We start from the raw sequence: 3122 nt of genomic DNA, 5'->3' as shown, positions 1-3122 counted from the left end.
GATCGTCACCAAGATCAACCGCAAGAGCGTGATCGTGTTAGCCGAGGACGGCACCAAACAATACAAGGTCTCGCCGGAGTTGTTAAGGCCTCTCCGCAACGTGAAGTAAGTCAACTACGTCCTGGAATGAACGCTTACGTTGCTGGAGCAATTGCAGCGCCTATCGCAGGGCGGATCGCCGATCGGGGATGGATCAGGTCGGCGACCGCGGCAGCAATGTTGCTGGCTATAGGCGCTTTCGCTATCACCTACATCGGTGATATCGGATCGCGTCTATCTTTAGCGATGTTTGTAATTGCAGGTATTGCGCTCGACTTTGCGGTATCGGCCAACCTAGTTCTCGGACAGCGAGTGATCTTCGCGCTGGCACCGGAAATCCGTGGACGTCTAAATGGCTTATACATGACAACTTTCTTCTGCGGAGGCGCTATAGGGTCTGCGTTCGGAGGATGGCTGTTTGCTCACTATGGATGGCGCGGTGCCTCTGTTGGCGGAATAGCCTTTGTTCTCGTCTCTGTCTTGTACTTTATGACTGAGCGCGCACGTTGATGCTCTGGGAATGCATATGACACAAAAGAGCGCCGACAACGCCACTCTATTGATTTCCTGCCTCTTTGTGCTGCTTTGGTCCACAGGGTTCATTGTTGGAAGGTTGATTGTAGGTTCTGCATCGCCAAACATTTTTCTGGCAATCAGGTTTTTTCTTTCATCTCTGCTTTTCGCGGCTATCGCGATAGCACTCAAAAAGAATTTCCCCCCTGTCATCGAATGGCACAGACATGCCCTGGCGGGGCTGTTCATCAATGGCATTTATCTCGGTGGAAGCTATTGGGCTATATCACAAGGGTTTCCTGCTGCACTTATGGCATTGCTAGGGGCTTTGCACCCTGTATTCACTATGGTGATAGGCCTGACATTCATGCGAGAGAGCGTCAGGCCTGCCCAAGCAACGGGCATTTTTGTCGGTCTGTTCGGTGTTGCGATGGTGCTTTTCCCTACTATCGCCCTGCAAGCAAAGCAGAGCTACACCATCGTAGTTCCGCTCATCGCATTGACCTCTGTGTTATCCATAACGTGGGGAACCATCCTGCAGAAAATGTCTATTGCGAAATCCGAATTGTTGCCATCTCTGGCCATTCAGAATGCGTCTGCCACTATTACTGCCATTACGTTGGCATTCGTGCTGGGCGAGTCCCAGCTGTCGTTTAATGGGGAGCTCTTATTTGCGCTCTCGTGGGCAGTTCTCATTTTGTCGGGGTTAGGAACTTATCTTCTGATCTTTCTGGTTCGCAGCGGAAGCGCGACGAAAGCGACATCGTTGATGTTACTCGCTCCACCTCTGGCTGCACTAGAGGCTTGGTTGTTGTTTGGCGACAAGCTCATGCCACTTCAAATGCTCGGCTTCGCGTTTGCACTCTTGGGCGTGGGGCTTTGTAGGAAATAATGATTTAAAAATGGAGAGGTTTTATATGCCAAAATTCAATATCCATGATGCATTGTTTGAAATCAAAGAAAAATATATTAACGAAAAGTTTATATTCATCACTGGCGAGTTGATGGAAAAGATTCTACGAGAGATGGGGGCAACAGATGCGGATTTTGACGGACTGAAGGGTGTCAGCAGCAACTTAGGCTCTGATCCGACGCTTCCCTTCAGAGAATCGAAAAATGGGCGTTTTGAGTTCAACTTTCTTAACTCTACAATCAACAGGATCGAGTTCCAGCCTTTCGTTCTGTCAGCTCAAGAGGATTTTGTACGCCATGACTCTGGCAAAGTCAGAGAGTTCAGGGGGATAGGAGACGATCTCCAGTTGAACCGAGCATTTCAAGCCCTATTGATTTTCAAGGCGTTTATCGTATGGGGCATCAATGTTAGGCATCGGTTCGGGCTTGACTACGATTCCCAAAAATGTGTGTCTACGGTTTTCAATCTTAGAACCATCACTACGCCGGATTTGGTAGGGGAGCCCGCGCTGGAAGGAGTGCATGCTGATGGAGTCGACCATACTATGACGACTTTGCTTGGGATAGAGAACACGACAGATGATAGCGCCATCACATTCATTCATGACAACAGGGAGGCAAACGGCACTCGATGGGATGCGTTTGACCAGGATCTGCGACTAGGGCAAGCACAGCATAAACGATTCCTCGATACCATGCTCATCGTGGATCACGAAAGGAAGCACAGCCTCTCCCCTGTACGCGCTGCCAAGAAAGAGTTCCGCGCCACCCGAGATATGCTGATTTTCTTTACCAGGCATCCAGCTTTACCAGAGCATGTGTCACACTCCTATGACTCTTTCGAACCACACAGAGAGATTCCACTTTATATAGAGTTCCCTGAATCACTTCGGGAATCTAATGTTTGATTGGAAGTTTTCAAATAAATGGCAAGTATACTTATCGTTGCTTGTACCCCGCTGATGTGGGGCTTTTTTGGTAGTGCGCCAGGCATGGCGAGCAGCGTGTCTGCGGTGCGTCGCCGTTACTGCCTCTCAGTTTCCAGATGCCTTGCTCAATGGCCATGCGACTCGTCCCTTTAATTACAACTAAGTTTTGTCATGACTAAGATATGGTCATAAAATCAGGCTCAACACGGCCCCCACCTCTTGGCTCTTATGAACTTACGCGGGGGTTCTTATTTGTGTACTCAATACCTCACTCGGCCCACCAGCGCTCCCAGCCCGATGGGGCCATGTCTTTCAGTGATAGCTTCCTCCCGGCATGCAGTACCGGGAAACCCTATAGATGTGTCTGTAAACGCTGATGCCAGCCGGTATTCGGGCAAATCATCTTGATCATGTGCCGGACGATACTCAGCACCAAGAAGGACAACTGTAGCTGATCGTAGAACTCGTTGTACCACAGCAAGACGTCTGTCTCGGGCAGCTTGGGCTGGTCGATGATGTTACGGTTCCAGAGTCGGCTGTGGTGGTCGCAGACATTGCGCAGTAAGCGTTCATTCCAGGACGTAGTTGACTTACTTCACGTTGCGGAGAGGCCTTAACAACTCCGGCGAGACCTTGTATTGTTTGGTGCCGTCCTCGGCTAACACGATCACGCTCTTGCGGTTGATCTTGGTGACGATCCCCAGTAACGGTCCTTCCCGGACCTCGAAG

Annotated in this window: 3 protein-coding genes; all 3 read left to right on the top strand. The window is 50.1% G+C overall.

The window, feature by feature from the left end:
* The first annotated feature begins 126 nt into the window (after window positions 1–126).
* From B7L15_RS19190 to B7L15_RS19180, 3 genes are read left to right on the top strand one after another with little or no spacing between them, the layout of a single operon-like run.
* Window positions 127–549 (top strand): MFS transporter, encoded by a 423-nt coding sequence (locus B7L15_RS19190; RefSeq protein ID WP_254902995.1) that lies wholly within the window; start codon window positions 127–129, stop codon window positions 547–549.
* Between the two features lie 16 nt (window positions 550–565).
* On the top strand, window positions 566–1444 hold the full coding sequence (locus B7L15_RS19185) for a DMT family transporter (protein WP_176243739.1): 879 nt from the start codon (window positions 566–568) through the stop codon (window positions 1442–1444).
* 25 nt (window positions 1445–1469) lie between these two features.
* The gene (locus B7L15_RS19180; RefSeq protein ID WP_176243738.1) at window positions 1470–2372 is read left to right on the top strand and encodes a 2OG-Fe dioxygenase family protein; all 903 of its coding nucleotides are present in this window, start codon (window positions 1470–1472) and stop codon (window positions 2370–2372) included.
* Window positions 2373–3122: the final 750 nt, after the last annotated feature.

Source organism: Halomonas sp. CSM-2, from assembly GCF_002119345.1.
Lineage (GTDB): Bacteria > Pseudomonadota > Gammaproteobacteria > Pseudomonadales > Halomonadaceae > Vreelandella > Vreelandella janggokensis.
This window is presented reverse-complemented; position numbering and strand designations above follow the sequence as displayed.